General features: G+C 41.7%; 25 protein-coding genes, 1 rRNA gene and 2 other annotated features. All 26 genes read right to left on the bottom strand.

All coding sequences use genetic code 11. From position 1 onward, the window contains the following. Positions 1-42 precede the first annotated feature (42 nt). Entirely contained in the window at positions 43-3,624 is a 3,582-nt protein-coding gene (gene rpoB / locus ABEQ24_RS21695; RefSeq protein WP_430008716.1) for a DNA-directed RNA polymerase subunit beta, read from the bottom strand. A gap of 259 nt (positions 3,625-3,883) precedes the next feature. Continuing rightward, entirely contained in the window at positions 3,884-4,489 is a 606-nt protein-coding gene (locus tag ABEQ24_RS21690; RefSeq protein ID WP_430008715.1) for a class I SAM-dependent methyltransferase, read from the bottom strand. Between the two features lie 136 nt (positions 4,490-4,625). Beyond that, a complete protein-coding gene (gene rplL, locus ABEQ24_RS21685) occupies positions 4,626-4,991 on the bottom strand; it encodes a 50S ribosomal protein L7/L12 (protein ID WP_070875241.1) in 366 nt (121 codons plus the stop codon). Between the two features lie 57 nt (positions 4,992-5,048). Then, positions 5,049-5,549, bottom strand: a complete 501-nt coding sequence (gene rplJ, locus ABEQ24_RS21680) for a 50S ribosomal protein L10 (RefSeq protein WP_309194743.1) — start codon at positions 5,547-5,549, stop codon at positions 5,049-5,051. A 56-nt stretch (positions 5,550-5,605) separates the two neighbouring features. After that, positions 5,606-5,751: a sequence feature (ribosomal protein L10 leader region), on the bottom strand. A 49-nt stretch (positions 5,752-5,800) separates the two neighbouring features. Continuing rightward, positions 5,801-6,499, bottom strand: a complete 699-nt coding sequence (gene rplA, locus ABEQ24_RS21675; protein ID WP_133313793.1) for a 50S ribosomal protein L1 — start codon at positions 6,497-6,499, stop codon at positions 5,801-5,803. A 102-nt stretch (positions 6,500-6,601) separates the two neighbouring features. Next, complete coding sequence (gene rplK / locus ABEQ24_RS21670) at positions 6,602-7,027, bottom strand: 50S ribosomal protein L11 (RefSeq protein ID WP_029282857.1); 426 nt, start codon at positions 7,025-7,027, stop codon at positions 6,602-6,604. 171 nt (positions 7,028-7,198) lie between these two features. Then, the gene (nusG, locus tag ABEQ24_RS21665) at positions 7,199-7,732 is read right to left on the bottom strand and encodes a transcription termination/antitermination protein NusG (protein WP_070875244.1); all 534 of its coding nucleotides are present in this window, start codon (positions 7,730-7,732) and stop codon (positions 7,199-7,201) included. 199 nt (positions 7,733-7,931) lie between these two features. After that, on the bottom strand, positions 7,932-8,111 hold the full coding sequence (gene secE / locus ABEQ24_RS21660; RefSeq protein WP_070875245.1) for a preprotein translocase subunit SecE: 180 nt from the start codon (positions 8,109-8,111) through the stop codon (positions 7,932-7,934). Between the two features lie 63 nt (positions 8,112-8,174). After that, a complete protein-coding gene (gene rpmG / locus ABEQ24_RS21655; RefSeq protein ID WP_083328099.1) occupies positions 8,175-8,324 on the bottom strand; it encodes a 50S ribosomal protein L33 in 150 nt (49 codons plus the stop codon). A gap of 94 nt (positions 8,325-8,418) precedes the next feature. Continuing rightward, the gene (gene sigH / locus ABEQ24_RS21650; protein ID WP_070875246.1) at positions 8,419-9,075 is read right to left on the bottom strand and encodes an RNA polymerase sporulation sigma factor SigH; all 657 of its coding nucleotides are present in this window, start codon (positions 9,073-9,075) and stop codon (positions 8,419-8,421) included. Positions 9,076-9,142: 67 nt separating this feature from the next. After that, a complete protein-coding gene (locus ABEQ24_RS21645) occupies positions 9,143-9,652 on the bottom strand; it encodes an NYN domain-containing protein (RefSeq protein WP_430008714.1) in 510 nt (169 codons plus the stop codon). 4 nt (positions 9,653-9,656) lie between these two features. Then, positions 9,657-10,400, bottom strand: coding sequence for a 23S rRNA (guanosine(2251)-2'-O)-methyltransferase RlmB (gene rlmB, locus ABEQ24_RS21640; protein ID WP_430008713.1), 744 nt, complete (start codon positions 10,398-10,400; stop codon positions 9,657-9,659). Positions 10,401-10,402: 2 nt separating this feature from the next. Beyond that, positions 10,403-10,819, bottom strand: a complete 417-nt coding sequence (locus ABEQ24_RS21635; protein WP_430008712.1) for a Mini-ribonuclease 3 — start codon at positions 10,817-10,819, stop codon at positions 10,403-10,405. Positions 10,820-10,821: 2 nt separating this feature from the next. Further along, a complete protein-coding gene (gene cysS, locus ABEQ24_RS21630; RefSeq protein ID WP_430008711.1) occupies positions 10,822-12,219 on the bottom strand; it encodes a cysteine--tRNA ligase in 1,398 nt (465 codons plus the stop codon). Further along, positions 12,170-12,865 carry a serine O-acetyltransferase gene (gene cysE, locus ABEQ24_RS21625; protein WP_430008710.1) on the bottom strand — a complete coding sequence of 232 codons (696 nt, stop codon included), beginning with the start codon at positions 12,863-12,865 and terminating at the stop codon, positions 12,170-12,172. Before cysE ends, cysS begins: the two co-directional genes overlap by 50 nt. 64 nt (positions 12,866-12,929) lie before the next feature. Beyond that, positions 12,930-13,175: a binding site (T-box leader), on the bottom strand. Between the two features lie 38 nt (positions 13,176-13,213). Beyond that, positions 13,214-14,671, bottom strand: coding sequence for a glutamate--tRNA ligase (gltX, locus tag ABEQ24_RS21620; RefSeq protein WP_430008709.1), 1,458 nt, complete (start codon positions 14,669-14,671; stop codon positions 13,214-13,216). 76 nt (positions 14,672-14,747) lie between these two features. Next, on the bottom strand, positions 14,748-15,224 hold the full coding sequence (gene ispF, locus ABEQ24_RS21615; protein WP_430008708.1) for a 2-C-methyl-D-erythritol 2,4-cyclodiphosphate synthase: 477 nt from the start codon (positions 15,222-15,224) through the stop codon (positions 14,748-14,750). Then, positions 15,224-15,910, bottom strand: a complete 687-nt coding sequence (ispD, locus tag ABEQ24_RS21610; protein ID WP_430008707.1) for a 2-C-methyl-D-erythritol 4-phosphate cytidylyltransferase — start codon at positions 15,908-15,910, stop codon at positions 15,224-15,226. Before ispD ends, ispF begins: the two co-directional genes overlap by 1 nt. A 12-nt stretch (positions 15,911-15,922) precedes the next feature. After that, entirely contained in the window at positions 15,923-17,023 is a 1,101-nt protein-coding gene (locus ABEQ24_RS21605) for a PIN/TRAM domain-containing protein (protein ID WP_430008706.1), read from the bottom strand. A gap of 193 nt (positions 17,024-17,216) precedes the next feature. Then, positions 17,217-18,293 (bottom strand): DNA integrity scanning diadenylate cyclase DisA, encoded by a 1,077-nt coding sequence (disA, locus tag ABEQ24_RS21600; RefSeq protein WP_430008705.1) that lies wholly within the window; start codon positions 18,291-18,293, stop codon positions 17,217-17,219. A 4-nt stretch (positions 18,294-18,297) separates the two neighbouring features. Further along, positions 18,298-19,680: a DNA repair protein RadA gene (gene radA / locus ABEQ24_RS21595; protein WP_430008704.1), complete on the bottom strand. Its 1,383-nt coding sequence runs from the start codon at positions 19,678-19,680 to the stop codon at positions 18,298-18,300. Positions 19,681-19,808: 128 nt separating this feature from the next. Continuing rightward, positions 19,809-22,262, bottom strand: a complete 2,454-nt coding sequence (clpC, locus tag ABEQ24_RS21590) for an ATP-dependent protease ATP-binding subunit ClpC (protein WP_430008703.1) — start codon at positions 22,260-22,262, stop codon at positions 19,809-19,811. Further along, on the bottom strand, positions 22,259-23,350 hold the full coding sequence (locus ABEQ24_RS21585) for a protein arginine kinase (protein ID WP_430008702.1): 1,092 nt from the start codon (positions 23,348-23,350) through the stop codon (positions 22,259-22,261). The genes clpC and ABEQ24_RS21585 overlap by 4 nt, the downstream gene beginning before the upstream one ends. 1 nt (position 23,351) lies before the next feature. Continuing rightward, entirely contained in the window at positions 23,352-23,897 is a 546-nt protein-coding gene (locus ABEQ24_RS21580) for a UvrB/UvrC motif-containing protein (protein ID WP_430008701.1), read from the bottom strand. A 16-nt stretch (positions 23,898-23,913) separates the two neighbouring features. After that, a complete protein-coding gene (locus ABEQ24_RS21575) occupies positions 23,914-24,324 on the bottom strand; it encodes a CtsR family transcriptional regulator (RefSeq protein WP_430008735.1) in 411 nt (136 codons plus the stop codon). Between the two features lie 537 nt (positions 24,325-24,861). After that, positions 24,862-24,977, bottom strand: a 5S ribosomal RNA gene (gene rrf, locus ABEQ24_RS21570). Positions 24,978-24,984 lie beyond the last annotated feature (7 nt).

Here is a 24,984-nt window from a genome sequence, read left to right as displayed (position 1 = left end):
CCTACCTCCCTTTTCGTCTTCAGGTTTTACCCTTATTGCTTACTATTCTTTAATAACTGCGTCTTTTTCTTTTTCCATGGCTGCTGATGAAAGATCATCCGGCTGATCATTCAAGGATAAACCTTCTGATTGCTGTCCTTCTTCATCATCTTCTAAGTCTCTCATTTCGATTTCTTTTTCGTCGCTTGAGAGAATCTTAACATCCATACCTAAGCTTTGAAGCTCTTTGATTAATACTTTGAATGATTCTGGAACTCCCGGTTCCGGAACATTTTCGCCTTTAACGATTGCTTCGTACGTTTTCACACGTCCGACAACATCATCTGACTTAACTGTGAGAATTTCTTGAAGAGTATAAGCTGCGCCATAAGCTTCAAGCGCCCACACTTCCATTTCTCCAAAACGCTGTCCGCCAAACTGGGCTTTACCGCCAAGAGGCTGCTGCGTAACAAGTGAGTAAGGACCTGTTGAACGGGCATGTAATTTATCATCAACCATGTGAGCAAGTTTGATCATGTACATGATTCCTACTGATACACGGTTATCAAACGGTTCGCCTGATCGGCCGTCATAAAGAACTGTTTTAGCATCACGTGCCATTCCAGCTTCTTCAAGAGTAGACCATACATCTTCCTCGCGTGCACCATCAAATACAGGAGATGCAACGTGTAAACCAAGTTTGCGCGCTGCCATTCCAAGATGCAGTTCAAGTACCTGACCGATATTCATACGGGATGGTACGCCCAGCGGATTTAACATGATATCTACTGGTGTGCCGTCAGGAAGGTAAGGCATATCTTCTTCTGGAAGAATTCTTGAGATAACACCTTTGTTGCCGTGACGTCCGGCCATTTTATCCCCTTCAGAAATTTTACGCTTCTGAACGATGTATGCACGGACTAACTGGTTAACTCCCGGTGGAAGTTCATCGCCGTCTTCACGGTTGAACACTTTAACATCAAGAACGATACCTCCGCCTCCGTGAGGAACACGAAGTGAAGTATCACGTACTTCCCTTGCTTTTTCACCAAAGATTGCATGTAGAAGGCGTTCCTCTGCAGTCAGTTCAGTAACCCCTTTTGGTGTAACCTTACCTACAAGTAAATCTCCGTCTTTTACTTCAGCACCAACACGGATAATTCCGCGGTCATCCAAGTTGCGAAGCGCATCTTCTCCGACATTCGGGATATCGCGTGTGATCTCTTCAGGTCCAAGCTTTGTATCACGAGATTCTGATTCATATTCTTCGATATGAATAGAAGTATAAACATCATCTTTCACTAGACGCTGACTCATGATGATGGCATCCTCATAGTTGTAGCCATCCCATGTCATGAATGCAACCATAACGTTGCGTCCAAGTGCGAGTTCGCCTAGTTCCATAGATGGTCCGTCAGCAAGGATTTCACCTTTAACAACTTCATCGCCGGCACTTACGATCGGGCGCTGGTTGTAGCAGGTACCTTGGTTAGAACGGATGAATTTAAGCAGGCTGTACTTATCCAAGTTGCCTTTTGTTTTCACGCCATCCACATCTTCATAGCGTCGTACCCAGATGTTTTTAGCTTCTACTTTTTCAACAACTCCAGGGAACTTACAGATGACTGCAGCACCAGAGTCTTTGCCTGATACGTACTCCATGCCTGTTCCGACAATCGGAGACTCAGGGTTCATAAGCGGTACTGCTTGTCGCTGCATGTTCGCTCCCATTAGGGCACGGTTGGAGTCATCGTTTTCTAAGAAAGGAATACATGCTGTCGCAGCAGAAACTACCTGTTTAGGAGATACATCCATGTAATCCATTCTGTCACGGGACATAACGGTGTTTTCACCGCGGAAACGGGAAACGATGTCCTCATCAATGAATGAACCATCATCTTCTAAACGAGCGTTTGCTTGGGCAACTACGTAATTATCTTCTTCGTCTGCTGTTAAGTAATCGATGCGGGCAGTTACTTTCCCTGTTTCAGGATCGACGCGGCGATATGGCGTTTCAATGAACCCAAAGCGATTAACTTTAGCATAAGAAGAAAGTGAGTTGATCAAACCGATGTTTGGTCCCTCTGGCGTTTCAATCGGACACATGCGGCCATAGTGAGAGTAATGAACGTCACGCACTTCAAATCCAGCGCGTTCACGTGTTAATCCACCAGGTCCAAGTGCAGACAGACGGCGTTTATGAGTTAATTCAGCAAGCGGATTTGTCTGATCCATGAACTGCGATAACTGAGAGCTTCCGAAGAACTCTTTAATTGACGCAATAACAGGACGAATGTTTATCAGCTGCTGAGGTGTAATTGTATTTGTATCTTGAATGGACATTCTCTCGCGCACAACACGCTCCATACGAGAAAGACCGATTCTGAATTGATTTTGAAGAAGCTCTCCTACAGAACGCAGACGACGGTTTCCTAAATGGTCGATATCATCTGTGTCTCCTACTCCATGAAGCAAGTTAAAGAAATAACTGATAGAAGACAGGATGTCAGCAGGCGTAATATTCTTAACGTTTTCTTCAACATAAGCATTGCTGATCACGTTAATGACTTTTTCACCTTCTGAATCAATAGGAGCATAGATTTTAATTGATTGAAGCGTTACATCTTCTTCAACAACTCCGCCAGATGGCGTAATTTTTCTGAAGCCTACTCCACTCTCTAAATTAGGAATGATTCGGTCAAGAGTACGTCTATCAATTAAAGTATCTTTTTCTGCAATGATTTCGCCAGTTTCAGGGTCTACTAATGTTTCAGCAAGACGCTGATTGAACAGGCGGTTTTTAATATGAAGCTTTTTGTTGATCTTGTAGCGTCCTACACTTGCAAGATCATAGCGTTTTGGATCAAAGAATCTTGAATCCAGCAAGCTTTTCGCGTTATCCACTGTTGGAGGCTCACCAGGGCGCAGACGCTCATAGATCTCAAGAAGAGCTTTTTCTGTGCTTTCTGTGTTGTCCTTATCAAGTGTGTTGCGCAAGTATTCATTTTCACCGAAAAGATCGGTGATTTCTTGATCAGAGCCAAACCCTAGTGCGCGCAAAAGAACCGTTACCGGCAATTTCCGAGTGCGATCAATACGCACATATGCAACATCTTTAGCATCTGTTTCGTACTCTAACCAAGCGCCACGGTTTGGAATGACAGTTGCAGTAAAGCCTTTTTTACCATTTTTATCGACTTTTCCGCTGTAATAAACACTTGGTGAACGTACGAGCTGTGATACGATAACACGCTCAGCACCGTTAATCACAAATGTACCTGTTTCAGTCATCAATGGGAAATCACCCATGAAAACATCCTGATCTTTTACTTCACCAGTTTCCTTGTTAATTAAACGCACCTTCACACGAAGCGGTGCAGAATAGGTAACATCGCGCTCTTTAGATTCCTCTACTGAATATTTAGGATCACCTAAACTATAATCAATAAATTCCAGCGAGAGGTTACCAGTGAAGTCTTCGATAGGAGATATGTCCTGGAACATTTCTCTAAGACCCTCATCAAGAAACCACTGATAGGAAGAGGTTTGAATCTCAATAAGATTTGGTAATTCTAACACTTCACTAATACGTGCATAACTTCTGCGTTGGCGGTGTCGTCCATACTGAACTAGTTGACCTGTCAACTGCTTCACCCCTCAAATCAAGCGTAATATAACTTGTAATATGTACTCGTAAATCACTCTATTAACCACCAATACACATACAAGGAGAAAACAAAAATAAAAAGGTCTCTATAAATTAGAAAACCACTTTTGTAAAACGTACTATTGATTTTATAAGTTTTTCCATCTGTCCTATATTTATACATTTACCTCAAAAAATAGAGACTTATGGAATATATATATTGGCATTTTATAATATTAACATAGCGAAAAATACGAGTCAATCTTTTTCTGCTCTGATAATATAGTAGCCTTTATCCTTTTTGACTGTAACAACTTCTTTAAACATCTCATCCATTTTCGCAATAGCCGATGGGGCTCCTTGCTTTTTCTGAATGACAACCCATAATTCTCCTCCCGGCAAAAGAGATTCAAAGCTTTTTTCAAAAATCTCGTGAACAACCTTTTTTCCTGCACGGATAGGAGGATTAGTAAGGACAGCCGCATACTTTTTCGAAGGATCAACATTTTCAAAAAGATTGCTTGCGATAATATGGACATTTTTCACATCATTTGCTTCTGCATTCACTTTCGCAAGTTCTACCGCTCTCTCATTAACATCAATCATATCAACTGTGAGATCCTTGAATTCTTTAGCAAGCGAGATTCCGATTGGTCCGTATCCGCAGCCAACGTCCAGCAAGTCGCCTTTTTGATCAGGCAGTGTAAATGTTTCAATCAGCAGTCTTGAACCAAAATCGACTTCATTTTTAGAAAAAACGCCGCGATCACTTTGAAAATGAAAGGAACTCCCTCTTAAAGTAAACGTCCATGATTTACGATTACTCTCAGCCTCTGGCTGACTTGAATAATAATGATTTGTCATCTTTTTCCCTCCATGTTAAAGGAGTATAGCAAATCATGCTATTTTTCATACCTCTTTATCACTAAAAAATCAACTTCCTGTCAAACGTGAAAAAAAAGCTCGCTATATGAATTAAGCGAGCTTTGTCTTTTTGGAATTACTTAACTTCTACAGAAGCGCCAACTTCTTCAAGTTTGCCTTTGATTTCTTCAGCTTCTTCTTTAGCGATTCCTTCTTTAACAGCTTTAGGAGTGTTGTCAACTAATTCTTTAGCTTCTTTCAAGCCAAGACCAGTGATTTCACGTACTACTTTGATAACTTTGATTTTTTGAGCACCAGCGCTAGCAAGTACTACATCAAATTCAGTTTGCTCAGCAGCAGCTTCGCCACCAGCAGCGCCACCAGCCATTGCTACAGGAGCAGCTGCAGTTACGCCAAATTCTTCTTCGATTGCTTTAACTAAGTCGTTTAATTCTAAAACAGTCATTTCTTTAACTGCTTCAATGATTTGTTCTTTAGTCATTGTATATTTCCTCCTTATAAACCTATTAGTTTTTTGTTTTGATACGGGTCAAACAGATTAAGCGCCTTGCTCTTCTTTTTGTTCTGCAACTGCTTTAGTAGCAAGTGCAAGATTGCGGATTGGAGCTTGAAGAACGCTAAGCAACATAGAAAGTAAGCCTTCACGTGACGGAAGGTCAGCAAGAGCTTTAATTTGTTCTACAGTTGCGATGTTGCCTTCGATTACACCTGCTTTGATTTCTAACGCGTCATGCTTTTTAGCAAAGTCGTTAAGAATCTTAGCTGGAGCAACTACGTCGTCATTACTGAATGCGATCGCATTAGGACCTGTTAGGGCGTCATTAAGACCAGTAAGTTCAACATTTTCAACTGCACGGCGAGTCATAGTGTTTTTGTAAACTTTGAACTCGATGCCAGCTTCACGAAGAGTTTTACGAAGTTCAGTAACTTCTGCTACTGTTAAACCGCGGTAGTCAACAACGATTGTTGTTTTGCTGTCGCGAAATTTAGCAGTAATGTCATCTACGATGGATTTTTTTGTTTCGATAGCGCTGCTCATTGATACACCTCCTGTAAGAATCAAAGTCCCACACTTATACCGATCGGTGTTTTCTTTTTAAAAACAAGAAATGCCTCCACGTCAGACATGGAGGCAGTATATATACAAGCGATCTAATAATTTTAGTTCACATATATACACCTCGGCAGGAAATTAAGCTTATGCAAGCACCTACTGTCTTCGGTATAAATGAAGTTATTTAGTTAAACAACATTTTTGATTATATATAAAGTTGACTCTTATGTCAACTATTATTTAACGCCGAAACTTGATGAATCAACTTTAACGCCAGGTCCCATAGTAGAAGCAACAGCTACGTTCTTCATGTATGTGCCTTTTGCAGCAGCAGGTTTAGCTTTTAATAGCGTTTCGAAGATTGTAGTGAAGTTTTCAACTAACTTGCTGTCTTCGAAAGATACTTTACCGATTGGCACGTGGATGTTACCAGCTTTGTCAACACGGTATTCAACTTTACCAGCTTTGATTTCTTTAACTGCTTTTTCAACGTCAAATGAAACAGTGCCAGTTTTAGGGTTTGGCATTAAGCCTTTTGGTCCAAGTACGCGGCCAAGCTTACCAACTTCACCCATCATGTCAGGAGTAGCTACGATTACATCGAAGTCAAACCATCCTTGCTGGATTTTGTTGATGTAGTCAGCATCGCCTACGAAATCAGCTCCAGCAGCTTCTGCTTCCTTCGCTTTTTCACCTTTAGCAAATACTAAAACGCGTTGAGTTTTACCTGTTCCGTTTGGAAGAACAACTGCTCCGCGGATTTGCTGATCGTTTTTACGTGGATCAACGCCTAAACGGAATGCAACTTCAACTGTTGCATCAAATTTAGCTGTGTTTGTTTTCTTTACAAGTTCAATTGCTTCTTGAACTCCATAAGCTTGAGCACGGTCTACTAATTTAGCAGCTTCAACGTACTTTTTACCTCTTTTAGCCATTTTAAATTTCCTCCTTAGTGGTTTTAGCGGAATAACCTCCCACGAATAAAGGTTGCGAACTTGTTAAAAGCAAACTCGCAACCCCTAAAACAAAAACAACAATTAGTCTTCGATGACGATACCCATGCTGCGCGCAGTACCTTCAACCATACGCATAGCTGATTCAACATTAGCTGCATTTAAGTCAGGCATTTTTGTTTCAGCGATTTCACGTACTTTATCACGCTTAACTGTTGCTACTTTATTACGGTTAGGTTCACCAGAACCAGACTCGATACCAGCTGCTTTCTTAAGCAATACTGCAGCAGGCGGAGTTTTTGTAATAAATGTAAATGAACGGTCTTCAAATACCGTAATTTCAACAGGAATGATAAGTCCAGCTTGATCAGCTGTACGAGCGTTAAACTCCTTACAGAATCCCATGATGTTAACACCAGCTTGACCTAATGCAGGACCAACCGGCGGCGCTGGATTTGCTTTTCCAGCAGGAATTTGCAATTTAACCATTTTAATTACTTTTTTAGCCACGAGACACACCTCCTTAAGTCCGTGATGTGGTAATAGGGTAATACCCTCCCACTCATGTCGTTCATTCTTTATATGAATGATAGAAATTAATCAAGTTTTATGTCCCGCACAGCGAGACATACTGACTTATGAAATATTATCACTTTTCTTTTGTGAATTCAAGTTTTTTTCTTATAATTTATCAACTTGAGAAAATTCCAGCTCAACCGGTGTTTCGCGGCCGAACATGTTTACTAACACCTTCACTTTGCTCTTATCTTTATCAATCTCTTCAATTGATCCGGTAAAGTTAGCAAAAGGTCCGTCTATTACTTTTACAGTCTCTTTCAAGTCGAAATCAAGTTCAACTCTCTTTTCTTCCATTCCCATATGTTTAAGGATTGATACAACTTCTTCAGGAAGAAGCGCTGTTGGCTTTGAACCAGAACCGGCTGAACCGACAAATCCTGTCACACCGGGTGTATTGCGGACTACATACCAGGAATCATCTGTCATGACAATTTCAACGAGGACATATCCCGGGAATACTTTTTTCTTTGTTACTTTCTTTTTGCCGTTTTTATAATCTGTTTCTTCTTCTTCCGGAACGACAACACGGAAAATTTTATCTTGCATGCCCATTGATTCTACACGCTTTTCAAGATTCGCCTTTACCTTATTCTCGTAACCTGAATAAGTGTGGACTACATACCAATTTTTCTCCATCTTTTATAGGACGATTTGTCCATTCCCTCCCTGCTTTTTGAAGCTTATATGATGATTTTGCTGCTCTTATTCTTTTTTAAGACAATGAAAAAACCCGTCGAACGGGTTTTTGGGGAAATATAATATTCTCTATTATAGCACGATTTTATATCTATTATTCAATAAAATAAAACGAAAATGACGATCGGTGTTTTATTTTTTAAGACACTAGACGAATTAACGATGAAATTCCAAGATCAATAATGGCGAAAAAGATGACAGCAAAAGCAACAGTTGCAATAACTGTAATTGTATATCGTGTCAGTTCTTTGCCTTTTGGCCAGCTGACCTTTTTCATTTCACGGGATACATCTTTGAAAAAATTAACAATACGCTGCATTTACATTACCTCCAAGAGAATTCAGAAAGCCTGTCATAGAAATAAAGAATCATGTGATGAGTGCTACTTTGTTTCACGGTGGTCCGTATGTGCGTTACAAGCTTTGCAAAATTTCTTGAATTCTAAACGCTCTTCGGAGCTTGACGTGTTTTTCATCGTTGTGTAGTTTCTGCTTCCACAGTCTGTGCAAGCCATAGTAACTTTCTTACGCATTTATGGCACCTTCCGCTAGTCCTTCATTTTTCTATAAAAATGTAACACACGCATGGACCTTCGTCAATGACGCCTAACGTGATTTACATGTTTTTTACATATTGATTTCACGAAGCTCAAGATACCTTTCAAGCTTTCGTTTCACCCGCTGAAGGGCGTTGTCTATAGATTTGACGTGGCGGTTTAACTCTTCAGAAATTTCCTGATAGGATCTGCCGTCCAGGTACAGAACAAGCACCTTCCGTTCGAGATCGCTCAGAAGCTCGCCCATTTTCACTTCGATATCATCAAATTCTTCCTGATTAATAATCAGTTCTTCCGGGTCCATGACTTTCGTTCCTGAAATAACATCCATCAATGTCCGGTCTGATTCTTCATCATAAATCGGCTTGTCCAATGAGACATAAGAGTTAAGAGGAATATGTTTTTGACGGGTTGCGGTTTTAATAGCGGTAATGATTTGGCGAGTGATGCACAGTTCTGCAAAAGCTTTGAATGAAGTAAGCTTGTCCTCTCTGAAATCACGGATGGCCTTATACAAACCGATCATACCTTCTTGAATAATATCTTCTCTGTCAGCACCTATCAAAAAATAGGACCTTGCTTTGGCTCTTACAAAATTACGGTACTTTGTTATTAAATAATCAAGAGCATCGCTGTCTCCATTATGAACAAGCTCAACAACCTGTTCATCCAAAAGAGCATGAAAGTCTTCCTTGCTGAGTTTACCCGTGCTGAAATGTGTGTTCATGCCGATCCCCCCGACCGCACAATAGATAGAAATATTATACAGTATGATTTTTGAAAGCGTCAACAGGCTATAAATTGCCCCTGCGCCATTTTTCAAACATTTTCAGGACATCATCTGTGATTGGAATCTTTGATTGAGGACTATTCACTTTTATTTTTTCTACTCTTTTTTGGATTCTTTTTTCTATTGCTTCCACTTCATTTAAAAGTTCTCTTGCTGATTTCCTTAGAGCACCCTGGCCAAAAATAGCCCATTGCTCTGTAAAATCAGAGGTCGCCACATGAATCTGCGTTTTTATATTGCTGAGTGAAATCGCAAGTTTTTCTATACGTTCATCCGCTGTTTCGTTTTCGCGGGTATAGATAACTTCGACACGGTGATTTTTTTGTTTCTTTTCAATACCCTTCACTTGATGGGCATCGAAAATGACGATTACCCTGTAACCGGTGTAAGCTTGATACTCTGCCATTTTCTGAATCAGCAGCTCTCTTGCTTCTGAGAGATTCTCTTTTTTTAATGATTGAAGATTCGCCCAAGCACCGATGATGTTATATCCGTCAACAAGAAGGATATCCATTTTCTTATTCTCCTAATGGATGACGCTTTCTGAAGACCTCATACATCAGCAGACTCGCTGCTACTGAAGCATTGAGCGAAGTGACCCGGCCAGCCATCGGCAAGTTGACCAGAAAATCGCATTTTTCTTTAATCAGTCTTCCCATCCCTTTACCTTCACTGCCTATAACTAAGCCAAGGGGCATTTTTCCGTCCATTGAACGGTAATCATCTGATCCTTTAGCATCTGTGCCAACTATCCAGACGCCCCGCTCTTTTAATTCCTCAATGGTTCTGGCCATATTTGTCACCCTTGCAACAGGAATATATTCAATTGCCCCAGTAGAAGACTTCGCTACTGTAGCTGTCAGCCCTACTGCTCTTCTTTTAGGAATGATAATGCCGTGCGCTCCAGTTGCATCGGCTGTTCTCATAATGGAACCAAGGTTATGAGGGTCTTCAATTTCATCTAAAAGAAGGATAAACGGGGCTTCATTTTTATCTTCTGCCGCCTTTAAAATATCATCTACCTCTGAGTACTCATATGCTGCTACCTGAGCAACGACACCCTGATGATTTCCTTCAACCATCTGATCAATTTTCTTTTTAGGAACAGATTGAATGGATATGCCCTTTTCTTTTGCAAGGACTATGATCTGCTGGGCCTGTCCCTTGACGGAGTTTTCCGCCATCCAGATTTTATACACATTTCTCGTTGATTTTAACGCTTCTATGACTGTGTTGCGCCCGATAATGTATTCTTCTGACATTCCTATTTCCTCCCTTCGTTCTGAATCAATTCAAATGATGACTGAATGATTTCTGCCAGCCTGTCTGCCTCTTTCATAAGATGCAGGTAGCCGATTAGTGCTTCAAATGCTGTACTGTAGCGGTAGGTCTGCACATCTGTGTTTTTTGGAACCGTGCCTGATTTTGCATTGCGGCCGCGGCGTATAATGGCCATTTCTTCTTCGGAGAAATATTCGGCTTTAGACAGTTCATGAAGAACGGTTGCCTGCGCCTTGGCTGAAACATATTTTGTCGCTAATTTATGAAGCTGATTTGGACGGACATTGCCTTTAGAAAGCAGGTGATGCCTGACGTAGACTTCATAAATCGCATCACCAATATAGGCAAGCGCCAGGCTGTTCACTTGTTTTGGGTGCGGTATCTCTTCTAAGTGAAGCATACTTACCCTCTTTTCCATCTCGTGCCTTGAGGCGTATCTTCTAAAATAATATTCATGCCTTTCAGCTGATCCCGGATTTCATCTGACAGCTGAAAGTTCCGGTCAATTCTGGCCTGGATGCGCTTTTCAATCAATTCTTCAATTTCTGCATCCAAAAGCTCTTTTTTGCCGAACTGCAGGCCAAGCACTGCGCCAAGCTCATCAAATGCAGCTGTGAAAGCAGCAATTACTTCTTTAGAAGTATTCTTTTCCTGCAAATAATAGTTGGCTTGCTTTGACAATTCAAACATGACTGAAATGGCATTGGCTGTGTTGAAATCATCATCCATTGCTTCCGCAAAAACCGAGCGCTGATTGGAGATAATGTTCAGCCACTTCTCATTGTCATCAGTTAAGTCCGTGCTGCTTTGTACGCGGTGCAGCAGATTTGCATAAGATGTACGCAGACGGTCTAAAGCATTTTTCGTGCTCTCAAGCAAATCAACAGAATAGTTAATTGGGTGGCGATAGTGAACAGACAGCATAAACAGTCTTAGAACCTGTGCATCGTGTTCTTTCAGGATGTCATGAACTAATACAAAGTTGCCTAGAGACTTCGACATTTTTTCGTTGTTAATATTAATATACCCATTATGCAGCCAGTAGTTAGCAAACGGTTTTTCTGTCAGTGCTTCAGATTGTGCAATTTCATTCTCATGATGAGGGAATGTTAAGTCCTGTCCCCCGGCATGGATATCAATTGTATCCCCGAAGTGATCATGCACCATCGCGGAACACTCTATATGCCAGCCCGGTCTTCCTTCACCCCATGGACTTCCCCATGAAATCTCGCCCTCTTTTGCCGCTTTCCATAGCGCAAAATCAAGTGAATCCTGCTTCTTCTCTCCGGCATCAATTCTTGCTCCTACTCGAAGTTCATCGATGGACTGATGAGAGAGTTTTCCATAATCCTTAAAAGCTCTTGTTCTGTAATAAACATCCCCGCCTGCTTCATAAGCAAACCCTTTTTCAATCAAAGCCTGAATAAATTCAATAATAATATCCATGCTTTCTGTCACTCGCGGATGTGCAGTTGCACGGTCGCAGCCAAGAGCAGTGACGTCTTCAAAATAGGCTTTAATAAAGCGGTCCGCAATGGTCGGAACATCTTCTCCGAGCTCATTTGCTGCCTTTATCAGCTTATCGTCTACATCTGTAAAGTTTGATACATACGTGACATCGTATCCTCTGTACTCCAAATATTTACGGACTGTATCATAGACGATGGCAGGACGGGCATTTCCTATATGGATATAATTATAAACGGTCGGTCCGCACACATACATTCGGACCTTGCCTTCTTCAAGGGGCTTAAACGTTTCTTTTTGTCTGGTTAGCGTATTGTATAACTTGATGGTCATCTTGACTCTTCCCTTCTTTCAATAGTGCAAGCTCTTGTCTCAAATGCAGCATTTCTGCTTCCAGCTCTTTGAACCTGTCTGCGACTGGATCAGGAAGATTGCAGTGATCAAGATCATTTTTGACTCTCTTTCCATTTTGTATCACGACCTTGCCCGGTATTCCTACAACAGTGGAATGATCCGGCACATCCCGGAGCACAACTGAACCCGCACCGATTTTAGAATATGCGCCGACTGTAATGGATCCCAGCACTTTCGCACCTGTAGCAATCAAAGCGTTATCCAGAATGGTCGGATGCCTCTTTCCTTTTTCTTTCCCGGTTCCGCCTAAAGTTACCCCTTGGAAGACTGTTACGTTATTTCCAATTTCACATGTTTCACCAATCACAACACCCATTCCGTGGTCTATAAAAAAGCGGCGGCCGATTTTTGCACCAGGATGAATCTCGATTCCTGTAAAAAAGCGGCTCACTTGAGAAATGACTCTTGCAATGAAGAACAAATTCCGTCTAAAGAACGCATGTGCCAGACGGTGAGCCCAAATTGCATGAAGCCCGGAATAAGTAAGAATAACTTCTATATAAGACCTTGCAGCTGGATCCTGTTCGAAAACAACTTCGATATCTTCCTTCAGCATTTTGAACATTCTATTCCCCCCAAACATTCCCCTTGATTTTTTAATAAATCTAAAAAAGCGCCTCTGTCTAATAGACAGAGACGCTTTAAATGCGCGGTTCCACTCTGTTTAAACAAGCAAAGAAATTGCCTGTTTCAACTTTAGGCTCCTGTAACGGTGAGCAATCCGCTTTTATTTAATGCGCCAGGGCTTGGCTGGTGGTTCAATAAAAGACTCAAAGGTGCATTTCGAGAATTTTTTCGCATAAACCTCTTTCAGCCGGGGAGGTTCTCTCTAATATGGAAACGGACTCTCTACTTCTCCTTATCAACGCGTTTAAATGTATTAATCATACTATATTACATTTTCAGAAAAAAGTTAACTGTTCGCACTTTTTAATCGGGTTAAAATTGTTTCTTTTCCAAGCAGCTCAATTGCCTGAGGAAGATCAGGGCCGTGAGTTTGTCCTGTAGTGGCAACACGGATTGGCATAAAGAGATTTTTGCCTTTATGTCCGGTCGACTTCTGAACAGCTTTTGTAGCTGCTTTAATTTGATCAGCCGTAAAAGACTCAAGTTTCTCGATTTCCAGAGCAAACGCTGTAAGAACCTCTGGAACCTGTTCCTCTTCAAGAACATTACGCGCCTCGCGGTTATAAGTAATTTCTTCTTTAAAGAAAAGCTCAGTCAGTTCAACGATCTCTGCACCATAGCTCATTTTGTCCTGATGAAGGCCGATTAATTTCCGCGCCCAGCCGGTTTCTTCAGCAGATGCAGTTTCTGATACTTTTCCGGCTTTAATCAGATGAGGAAGGGAAAGCTCAACAAGCTGATCTAATTCAAGCTGTTTGACATATTGGTTGTTCAGCCACATTAGCTTCTGTGTATCAAAAACTGCCGGTGATTTCGATAATCGATTCGGATCGAATATTTCAATGAACTGCTCTTTGCTGAATATTTCTTCCTCGCCGACCGGAGACCATCCAAGCATGCCGATAAAGTTAAAGAGCGCCTGCGGCAAATAGCCCAGCTCTTTATATTGTTCAATAAATTGAATAATTGATTCATCGCGCTTGCTTAATTTTTTGCGGTTTTCATTCACGATTAATGTCATATGGCCGAAAATAGGCGCTTCCCATCCTAATGCATTGAAGATCATAATTTGCTTCGGTGTATTGGAAATATGATCTTCCCCGCGAAGGACATGAGTCATTTTCATTAAATAGTCATCTACAGCTACAGCGAAGTTATAAGTTGGTGTTCCGTCTTTTTTTACGATGACATAATCGCCGATTCCATCTGTTTCAAATGAGATTTCATCTTTCACGATATCGGAAAATGTGATGACCTCTCCCTTTGGAACACGGAAGCGAATGCTTGGTTTTCTTCCTTCATCCTCAAGCTTTTGCTGCTCTTCCGATGTTAAATTCGCGCATTTTCCAGAGTATTGAGGAGTCTCGCCGCGGGCACTTTGCTCTTCCCGCTCCTGCTCAAGCTCTTCTTCTGTACAATAGCATTTATACGCTTTTCCGCTTGAAAGAAGTTCATCATAATATTTTTTATAAAGATCATTGCGCTCTGATTGTCTGTATGGACCGTATTCACCGTCTGTATCAATGCTTTCATCCCAGTCGATGCCGAGCCATTTCAAATATTTCAGCTGGCTTTCTTCGCCGCCTTCGATATTTCTCTTTTTATCCGTGTCTTCAATCCGGATAATAAATTTGCCGCCTGTATTGCGTGCATATAAATAATTAAAAAGGGCTGTTCGGGCATTCCCGATATGTAAATGTCCAGTCGGACTTGGAGCGTATCGCACTCTTACTTCATTTGTCATTGTTGTACCTCCGATAATCTTTAGCATCCGTTTCATTTTATCACTAAAATCACTCTGTTCAAAAGATTGTCCGCGATTATTTTTTCTGAATGAGAACAGTTGCCTGCGATGCAATTCCTTCGCCTCTGCCCGTAAATCCAAGCTGTTCGGTCGTCGTTGCTTTTACATTCACCTGGCTGATGTCCGCTTCAAGCAAGTCCGCAATTCTTTCTCTCATTTGATCAATATAAGGAGCCATTTTTGGCTTTTGAGCAATAATCGTGCAATCAATATTGCTTAATGAATATCCATTTTCTTTAACAAGCTGCCAAACATGCTGCAGCAGCTTTGCGGAGTCTGCATCTTTAAATTCAGGATCCGTATCCGGAAAATGCTTGCCGATGTCACCTGCAGCTATAGCACCCAGACATGCATCTGCGACTGTATGAAGCAATACATCTGCATCTGAATGGCCAAGCAGGCCTTTTTCATACGGAATTTCGATTCCTCCGAGGATGAGCGGACGTCCTTCTACGAGCTGATGCACATCAAATCCCTGTCCAATTCTAAGCATTATGTTTCCCCTCTTTCACTTTCTAAGATGGCTTTTGCAATCAGCAGATCATCTGGAGTTGTTAGTTTAATGTTTGTATAATCCCCCTCGACGACGTGAACTCTGCGACCGCTTCTTTCAATTAAACTAGCGTCATCGGTTCCCAGAAAACCTGACTGCGACGCTTCCTCGTGGGCTGTTATGATATCTGAAAGACGAAAAGCCTGTGGGGTCTGTACGGCCCACAAGCTAGAACGTTCAACTGTTTCAATCACTTCGCTGTTTTGCACACGTTTAATTGTGTCTTTCACAGGGACTGCAACCGTTGCAGCTCCATCTTCACTTGCTGCTTTAACTAGTTTTGTAATTATGTTTTTCTTAATGAATGGCCGAGCCCCATCATGGACAAGGACTATCTCAGAAGACGCAGCTTTTAGACCATTATACACGCTGTGCTGCCTCTCGCTGCCCCCGCTGATCAACCCTTTAATCTTATGAATATCGTAATAGTCAGCCATTTTGGTGAAAATATCTTTTTCGTTCGGATTAACTACTAAGAGAATGCCCGTACATTCCGGATCCTGTTCAAAAACATTCAATGTGTGAACAATGACAGGCATCCCGTCAAGCTCAATGAATTGCTTATTCTTGCCTGCATTCATCCGCTTGCCTTGTCCTGCAGCAGGAATGACTACTTCATACTTCATGCGCTTTCTCCCCTATAACGCTTTTTCCAGCAGCTTGGGTTTAGCAAAAATCATTCTTCCGGCAGATGTCTGCAGCACACTCGTCACAATAACATCAATGTGCTTGCCTATATAATCTCTTCCATCTTCAACCACAATCATTGTTCCGTCATCTAAATAGGCGACGCCCTGATTATGTTCTTTTCCATCTTTAATGACTTGCACTTTCATTTCTTCCCCAGGCAATACAACCGGCTTTACCGCGTTTGCTAAGTCATTGATATTTAATACAGCCACACCCTGCAGCTCACATACTTTATTTAAGTTAAAATCATTTGTAACCACAACGCCGGATGTAAGCTTGGCGAGTTTCACCAGCTTGCTGTCAACTTCTTGGATCTCATCAAAGTCGCCTTCATAAATCTCTACTTTGATGGACAGCTCCTTTTGAATCCGGTTCAGAATATCAAGCCCGCGTCTCCCGCGATTTCGTTTTAATGCATCAGATGAATCAGCAATGTGCTGAAGCTCTTCAAGGACAAATTGAGGAATGACAATCGTGCCTTCTAAAAATCCAGTCTGGCAGATATCAGCAATTCTGCCGTCGATAATCACACTTGTGTCCAAAATTTTAAGCTTTTTGTCTTCTGTTTCTGCTTCTTCCTCGCCAGCGCCTTTTTTCTTTCCGATTTTGCCTGAGATAGAGAAAAGACTGATCAGCTCATCTTTACGCTTGAAACCGACCTGAAAGCCAAGGTATCCAAGCAAAAGTGTAAGGAAGATCGGAATAATCGTACTGAACACTTGATATTGGATGTCTTTAAACGGAATAACATTTACGATAAGAAAGGCAATTATAAGTCCGACAATCAATCCTAAACTACCAAATAAAACATCCGTTACAGGTGCCTTAACCAGTGATTCTTCTAAAAGCTTGACCCAGTTAATCACATAATCGACAAGCCAGAATGTTGCTATATAGAATAATATTGCTCCCAAAATGGCCAATGCATATGGCGAATTAATAAAAGGTATGTCTTGTAGATTTAACAATTTCATTAGCTCCGGCATAAAGAAAATGCCTAAAGTTCCTCCAAGAAACAGGAAAAAGATCTGCACAATACGCTTTAACATACCTCCACCTCCTTTATATCTATTATAATCACTTTAATTCAATTAAAACGCCAAAGATATGAATTTCTAAAGCTGTAAACAATTTGAAATGTTAGAACAGATTGTACCTTTCCCTAAAAAAGAAAAACAAGAATAATATAACCTAAATCCGCGGGATTAAAACGCTTAAACAAAAAGTTTCATAAAAAGTTCGCTAAATTTGACGATCAATCAGCAGCTGTTCCTGCAGCCTCCGCAGACCTTCTTTAATTTTCTTCGCCCGAACCTCACCAATTCCATCAACCTCATCCAACTGTTCTACGGATGCACGCGTAATAAGTTTCAGATTCGTAAATTTGTTCACCAAATTTTCAATTATGACAGGCGGAAGACGCGGAATCTTCTTAAGAACCCTGTAGCCGCGCGGCATCACTAAATCTTCAAGATTTGTAAAATGGGCTGAGTAGCCAAGCAGTCTCAGCAGGACCATGTCATCCAAGAGCTCCGTATTTGTAAGCACCTGAAACTGATCGAGCACATTTTTAGGATCAAGTGTTTTATCAAATGAATAATCTTTAATGACAAGCGCCGCTTCCTCTTCAATATCTGACAGCAATTCGTTCAGCTGCAGGCGGATAAGATGTCCTTCTGTTCCCAGTTCGTTGATGTAATTCAAGATTTCATTCTTTATGCGGAGCACCATTTCAATGCGGTGAATGACCTGCAGCAATTCATCAAACGTCACAAGCTCTTCAAATTCTAGCGCTCCGAGATTTATGATGGACTGATCAAGAACCGTGCGGTATTTCTCAAGCGTCTGAATTGCCTGATTCGCTTTTGTTAAAATAACACCGATGTCTCTCAGCGCATAGCGAAGCTCCCCGTAATAGAGGGTAATAACATTTCTTCTCTGTGAAATGGCGATTACCAGATTGCCTGTCTGCTTCGCTACTCTTTCTGCCGTCCGATGCCGCATGCCTGTTTCAATGGACCCGATAAAAGCATTTGGAACAAGCTGAGCATTTGCATATAAGATTTTATTGCCTGAATCGCTTAGAATAATGGCTCCGTCCATTTTAGCTAGTTCATAAAGGTGAGCCGGGGAAAAGGCAGAGTTTATGTAAAAACCTCCATCTACCAGCTCTTTTACTTTGTCACTGAAGCCGACTACAATCAGACCTCCGGTTTTCGCCCGCAATACATTTTCAATTCCAGCTCTGAGAGGTGTCCCGGGAGCAATAAATTGCAAGATTTCCTTCATGCTTTTCTCATGTGTCTTTTTCTCAATCATTGTCCTACCCCCCTAATGTAGTCTGCAGAGCCTCTGAGACGTTTTTAACTCCCACAACCTCAATGTCCCCCGGCACCGTCCATCCGCCAATATTGGCCTCTGGGACAATCGCACGCTTAAATCCAAGCTTGGCCGCTTCCATGACGCGCTGTTCAATTCTTGAAACCCGTCTGACTTCGCCGGTTAAGCCTACTTCCCCAATAATAATATCTGTCGCTTTTGATGGTACGTCCTTAAAGCTTGAAGCTATGCTGACGGCTATTGCCAAATCAATAGCCGGTTCATCTAATTTCACCCCGCCCGCCACTTTTAAATAAGCATCCTGGTTTTGAAGGAGCAAGCCTACTCGTTTCTCAAGGACAGCCATTAACAGCGGGACCCGGTTATGGTCAATCCCGGTTGCCATTCTCCGCGGATTTCCAAAGCTGGTAGGAGAGATTAACGCCTGAATTTCCACCAGAACCGGTCTTGTTCCTTCCATCGAAGCAACAACCGTAGAGCCTGCTGCACCTTTTGACCGTTCTTCAAGGAAAATCTCAGAAGGATTCAGGACCTCCTCAAGACCGCTTTCTTTCATTTCAAAAATGCCCATTTCGTTTGTTGAACCAAAACGGTTTTTTACAGCCCGTAAAATCCTGTACGTATGATGGCGTTCTCCTTCAAAGTAAAGCACGGTATCTACCATGTGCTCAAGAATTCTCGGCCCCGCAATGGAACCTTCCTTCGTGACATGTCCCACAATAAAAATCGCAATGCCTTTTGTTTTCGCAATCCTCATCAGTTCAGCGGTACATTCCCTAACTTGTGATACACTCCCCGGTGCAGATGTAATATCACTTTGAAAAACAGTTTGGATAGAATCCACAATGACAAAGGAAGGATTCGTTTCATCAATTGCCTTTGTAATAAATTCAAGATCTGTTTCAGCAAAAACAAAGAGTTTCTCAGACTTCACACCAAGTCTGTCGGCCCTCATTTTCGTTTGCTTGACCGATTCTTCACCTGAAATATATAAAACATCGTTCCCATTATCGGCTAATTGAGAAGAAACTTGAAGCAGGAGGGTTGATTTTCCAATTCCGGGATCTCCGCCTATTAATACTAGGGAACCCCTTACAATTCCGCTTCCAAGGACACGGTTAAATTCCTGCAGGTTTGTTTTAATGCGCGGTTCTTGAGTTGTTTCAATGTTTGTAATGGATGAAGGTTTATTGGCGGTTTGACCTGGAGCTGAGTGCGCAAAGGCAACTCTTCTATTTGCAGTTCCTGTTTTGACAATTTCCTCTGTCATCGTGTTCCATGCGCCGCAGCCTGGACATTTCCCCATCCATTTGGCAGATTCATATCCGCACGTCAGACACATGAATTTCGATTTCGTTTTAGCCATTATTTCGGTCCTTCCTTACTAGATTACCTATTTTGAAGAGAAATGGTTATGATTGATGTGCTTTTTTAGAAACGAAATCGAGGCATACGTAAAAAGTGTATGCCTCATGATCATTTCGCCTCAGATGATTATTTTATTTTCTCTGCTTCTGCTTCTGCTTCAGAGCCTTTCACGATAAATTCCCCGTCTGTTACATCAAGAACGACTTTTTGCCCTTTCTCGATTGTGCCTTTCAGCAGCTCTTCTGACAGGCGGTCTTCTACATGCTTTTGTATGGCTCTTCTTAGAGGACGTGCTCCGTACTCAGGATCAAATCCTTCATCCGCAATTTTATCCTGTGCGGCATCCGTCAGTTCAAGCACAAGATCCTGCTCTGCTAGACGTTTCATAAGCTGGTCTGCCATCAGAGTTACAATTTCTTTAATGTGTTTTTTCTCCAGAGAGTGGAAAACAATGATTTCGTCAATACGGTTTAAGAACTCAGGTCTGAATGCTTTTTTCAGCTCATTCATTACTTTGCCCTTCATATCCTTATAATCCTGTGCTTCATCCTGTACATTGAAGCCAACATATTTATTGCGTTTAAGCTCACTTGCGCCAACGTTTGAAGTCATAATCAGTATCGTATTTCTGAAATCAACGGTTCTTCCTTTAGAATCCGTTAATCGTCCATCCTCTAAAACTTGAAGAAGAATATTAAAGACATCCGGATGTGCTTTTTCAATCTCATCCAGAAGTACAACTGAGTAAGGCTTTCTGCGCACCTTCTCAGTCAGCTGTCCGCCTTCCTCATAGCCGACATATCCAGGAGGTGAACCGACAAGTCTTGATGTTGAATGCTTCTCCATATATTCAGACATATCAATGCGGATCATCGCATCTTCGTCACCAAAAATAGATTCTGCCAGTGCTCGTGCAAGCTCTGTTTTACCAACACCTGTTGGTCCCAAGAAGACGAAAGACCCGATTGGACGCTTTGGATCCTTTAAGCCAGCTCTTGCACGGCGTACAGCTTTCGCAACTGCAACAACAGCCTCATCCTGACCAATTACGCGGTTATGAAGAATTTGCTCCATGTTAAGAAGTTTATCCGTTTCTTTTTGAGCGAGTCTTGATACAGGTATTCCAGTCCAGCTTGCCACAACCATAGCGATATCTTCAACTGTAACCTCGGAATTTTCCTGTCCTTGTTTTTCTTTCCATGTTTTCTTCGTTTCTTCAAGCTGTTCACGAAGACGCTGCTCTGTATCGCGCAATGAAGCAGCCTTTTCAAACTCCTGGCTTTGAACAGATGCATCCTTTTCTTTGCGCACTTCTTCAAGCTTCATTTCAAGCTCTTTTAAGTTTGGCGGAGTCGTGAATGAACGAAGGCGCACTTTTGAACCTGCCTCATCAATCAAATCGATTGCTTTATCCGGAAGAAACCTGTCTGAAATGTAGCGGTCTGAAAGTTTGACTGCTGCATCAATCGCTTCATCTGTAATCGATACTCTGTGATGAGCTTCATAGCGGTCGCGAAGACCCTTTAAGATCAGGATGCTTTCTGCAGCTGTCGGCTCATCAACTTGTATTGGCTGGAAGCGTCGTTCAAGAGCCGCATCTTTTTCTATATATTTGCGGTACTCATCAAGAGTTGTTGCACCAATACACTGCAATTCCCCTCTTGCAAGTGATGGCTTAAGAATATTGGAAGCATCGATTGCGCCCTCTGCGCCACCGGCTCCAATTAATGTATGCAATTCATCAATGAATAAAATAATATTGCCTGCCTGGCGAATTTCGTCCATTACTTTCTTAAGACGGTCTTCAAACTCACCACGGTATTTTGTTCCTGCTACAACTGTTCCCATGTCTAGCGTCATCACTCGCTTATCACGGAGGATTTCAGGAACTTCATTATTTACGATTTGCTGAGCCAATCCTTCTGCAATCGCCGTTTTTCCGACTCCAGGCTCCCCGATTAAAACAGGATTATTTTTCGTTCTTCGGCTCAGCACCTCAATCACCCGTTGAATCTCTTTGCTTCTGCCGATAACAGGATCTAAGCTACCTTCACGTGCAATGGCAGTCAAGTCGCGTGCAAGACTGTCAAGAGTTGGAGTATTGGCGTTATTCATTGACCCGCCCTGATGTCCGGATCCTGATTCATTGCTGCCCAGAAGCTGAAGAACCTGCTGGCGCGCTTTATTTAAACTTACGCCAAGATTGTTAAGAACCCTTGCCGCTACACCTTCACCTTCACGGATAAGCCCTAAAAGGATATGCTCTGTTCCAACGTAAGAATGACCAAGCTTTCTCGCTTCATCCATCGACAGCTCGATGACTTTTTTCGCCCGCGGAGTATAGTGGATCGTTTGAGAAATTTCCTGTCCTCTTCCGATTAGACTCTCAACTTCTTTTTGAATTTTATCTGAACCAAGGCCAAGTGCAGTAAGAGCTTTGGCAGCAATTCCTTCACCTTCACGTACAAGACCGAGAAGAATATGCTCAGTGCCGATATTATTATGGCCCAGTCGAACCGCTTCCTCTTGCGCTAATGCAAGAACTTTTTGAGCACGCTCAGTAAATCTTCCAAACATCATACTTCATCATCCTCCATCCTTCTGACCATTTCTAGGTTTAATCTTTCTCTAATTAAGGAAGCTCTTCTTATATCCCGTTCATCCGGTCTTAATGCTCCGCCGGCATATTGCTGCAGAAAACCAGGCTGGGTTAAAATCATTAACTCGTTTAATATGTTTCCGGAAATGTCTTTAATAATATTTAAGTCTATTCCCAGCCTGACATCTGATAAACATTTGGCGGCTTCTTTCGACTCGATAATACGGCTGTATGTCAGAGTGCCGAGAGATCTGAACACACGGTCTTCAAGCGGTGTCTGCGACGTTTTATATAAAGCTTCGCGTGCAGAGCGCTCCTTGTCAATCAGCTGATGGACAACGCTCAGCAAATCCTCAACTATATCGTCTTCAGACTTCCCAAGTGTAATCTGATTTGAAATCTGAAAGATGTTACCTAATGCTTCGCTGCCTTCCCCGTAAATTCCTCTAACTACCAGACCTAATTGATTAATTGCCGGAATAATCCGGTTCATCTGCTGTGTAAGGACAAGTGCAGGCAAGTGCATCATAACAGATGCTCTAAGACCTGTTCCGACATTTGTCGGACAGCTTGTTAAGTATCCTCTCTGCTCATCAAAGGCATAATCTACAGCATGTTCCATCCAATTATCCAGCTCGCTTGCTGATTCTAAAGCTTCTTTCAGCTGAAGTCCCGGATATAAACATTGAATCCGAATATGATCCTCTTCATTCAGCATGATGCTGACCTCTTCATTCTCAGATAACAAACATCCTCCAAAAGAAGAATCTTCCGCTAAATTCGGACTAATCAGATGTTTTTCAACTAAAACCCGTTTTTGAATGGGCTGCAGATCATCCATCCTGAGCATTTCAAGCTTGCCAATCTCATTTACGTTTTTACCTGAAAAAGTTTCTTCAAAAAGATCTAAAATCTCCAGTGATTCTTTATTGGAGGCAATCGTTGGAAACTTGAATTTCTCAATATTCCTTGCAAGCCTGACCCTGCTGCTGAGAACAATGTCAGAATCAGGTCCTTCCTTGCTCATCCAGGCGCTCATTGCCTGATTGATAAATTGCTGAAGTGACATATCAGGACTCTCCTCCTCTGGAACTTTTTAATTTCAGTTCAAGTGAACGGATTTCATCTCGAGCCTCAGCAGCTTTTTCAAATTCTTCTTGCTGTATTAAATCTTTAAGATTCTGTTTTAATAACTCTATTCGTTTGCGGATGTGAATGCTACCGCCAATTCGTTCAGGAATTTTACCCGCATGAACAGTGTTGCCGCTATGGACCCTTCTTAAAATAGGAGTAATCTGATCACGAAAAGTCAGGTAGCACTCAGAACATCCAAAACGGCCGACTTTTGTAAACTGCTGATAAGTCATTTGACATCTGCTGCACTGCAATACTTCATTTTTCTTAAAAACATCCTGCTTTGTTTTTGAAATGGAAGGTTCCATATTCAACAAACCGGCCAATAAGTTATTAATTGAAAAACCAGTACTGGTATCTATAAACATCGAACTGTTATCCTGTGCACATTGATCACAAATATGAATCTCAGTCTTTTCACCGTTTACTACTTTTGTAAAATGAAAAGTTGCCGGCCTTTCATTGCATTCCTGGCAAATCAAGTCTGTTCACCTGCTTTCATCGGTATTTCAAGGAAGTCAGCATAGCTTTTATCATCCTTGCCCTTAACTCGTCTCTATGCGGCAAATCAATATATAAGACGGAACGGTCAATTACACTCAACATAATCTTTGCCTCGCGTCTAGAAATCACTTCTTCATTAACCAGCCTTAAAATAAGGTCTTCAGCAGAGGTTTGCGAAATTCGTCTATCGATAATTCCCAATATCTGATCAATTAGATGGGCGGCATCATTCGATTTAACCTTAATGATTCGAATATAGCCTCCTCCGCCTCTCTTACTTTCTACTATATACCCTCTTTCAATAGTAAAACGCGTATTAATCACATAATTTATTTGTGAGGGCACACATTGAAACTTATCTGCAATCTCGCTTCTTTTAATCTCAACGATTTCTTTGCCGCTCATTGTGAGCACCTGCTTCAAATACTGTTCAATGACATCCGAAATATTCCGCACTCCGCCTCCCCCTAACTTGACTTTGACTATATTTGACTTTAACACTAATATAAAACGAACTACACTTTTTTTCAACTTATAACCACTTATTTATCTATTTCCATTATTAACGGCACTAAAACGTTTTTAAACAGGAATCACCATTTTATTTGAACGGGGGTTAACTGTTTTTTAAAATAAGAAGTAAAAAATTAGGAGGTAATGTATATATACGTTTTATAAACATAATTCATGAAAGGGATTATCATTTTCTACTGATAAGGATGGGCTGTTGTTGGATTATATTAATTTGGATATGGTTATGGTCTTCTTACTTCGGTTTGAGCCGTGGATCGTTAGATGGCGCATCTGGAGAGGAACACGGACTTCTGGCTAGTTAGAGTACTCATCCACTTCCAACTGCCATCTTCCCCAGCTGCCCAAGACCATTCTCTCTTTTTCCATACAAAAAAAGAACAGCATTTCTGCTGTTCTCCTTTTTTGCGTGCCTGGCAACGTCCTACTCTCACAGGGGGAAACCCCCAACTACCATCGGCGCTAAAGAGCTTAACTTCCGTGTTCGGCATGGGAACGGGTGTGACCTCTTTGCCATCATCACCAGACAATATG

It is taken from the genome of Metabacillus idriensis, from assembly GCF_050483325.1.
Taxonomy (GTDB): domain Bacteria; phylum Bacillota; class Bacilli; order Bacillales; family Bacillaceae; genus Bacillus_P; species Bacillus_P idriensis_A.
The sequence above is the reverse complement of the archived record's forward strand: the minus strand, read 5'-3'. Positions and strand labels throughout refer to the sequence as shown.